Consider the following 458-nt stretch of genomic DNA (forward strand, 5'->3'; position numbering starts at 1 on the left):
TCCAGGAACGTCGCTTCCTTCTTCACTTCGTTACGCAGCGCCAGTGTCCCGACGAACATGCCGATGACCTGCTCCAAGTCCGCATGCGGGCGGCCCGCCACCGGCGTTCCAATGATGATATCCTCCTGCCCGCTGTACTTCGACAACAGCGTCGCATACGCCGCCAGCAGCACCATGTACAGCGTTGCGCCCGTCTGCGAAGCGATCTGACGTACGCGCGCCTCCACTTCCAGCGGCAGATCGAAGCCGATCGACTCGCCTTCGAACCGCTGCACGGCCGGACGCGCATCATCCGTCGGCAGCTCCAGCACCGGCAGCTCGCCTCCGAACCGCTCCAGCCAGTACGTTTCCTGACGCTTCAGCTCTTCCCCGCTCAGCCGCTCCCGCTGCCAGACTGCGTAGTCCTTGTATTGGATCCGCAGCGCAGGCAGCTCCTCGCCGCCGTACAGCCGCGCGAA

1 protein-coding gene is annotated in these 458 nt (G+C 64.6%); it reads right to left on the reverse strand.

Features of this window, described 5'->3' with window-relative positions; all coding sequences use genetic code 11:
- A partial coding sequence (locus K0T92_RS24715; RefSeq protein ID WP_219875282.1) for a condensation domain-containing protein occupies positions 1–458 on the reverse strand: 458 nt, incomplete at both ends.

This window comes from Paenibacillus oenotherae (assembly GCF_019443105.1).
Taxonomy (GTDB): Bacteria; Bacillota; Bacilli; order Paenibacillales; family Paenibacillaceae; genus Paenibacillus_Z; species Paenibacillus_Z oenotherae.